Annotated in this window: 1 protein-coding gene; it reads left to right on the forward strand. The window is 39.4% G+C overall.

The features are described 5' to 3' along the window. A partial coding sequence (locus AC1DRF_RS31770; protein ID WP_477742798.1) for an acetaldehyde dehydrogenase (acetylating) occupies positions 1-561 on the forward strand: 561 nt, incomplete at both ends.

Below are 561 nucleotides of genomic sequence, written 5' to 3' on the forward strand. Positions count from 1 at the left end.
GAGCGAGAGAAGCAGGGTATCAAACATACAGCAATGGAATAAAAGCCCTTGCTGAAAATCCAGACCTGGCGGAAATTGTGTTTGATGCTACATCGGCTAAGGCTCACGTTAGACATGCAAAGATTTTAAAAGACTTAGGAAAAATGGTCATCGACTTAACTCCCGCTGCCAAAGGACCTTTTGTGTGTCCTCCAGTTAATCTTGGAGAAAATCTTGAATCAGAAAATGTAAACATGATTACGTGCGGCGGCCAAGCGACGATTCCTATCATTTATGCAATCAACCAAGTTGCAGATGTAACATATGGAGAAATTGTAGCGACTATTTCTAGCCTAAGCGCTGGACCAGGAACACGAGCAAATATTGATGAGTTTACTGTTACCACAAGAAAAGCTATTGAAAAAGTAGGCGGTGCAGACTGCGGAAAAGCTATTATTCTCTTAAATCCGGCTGATCCACCTATTTTAATGCGCGATACAATTTATTGTAAAGTAAAAAATATGAATAAGGAAGCTATTCAAAAGGCTATCAAAGATATGGTCAAAAAAGTACAAGAATATG

It is taken from the genome of Priestia sp. P5_B4, from assembly GCF_056400385.1.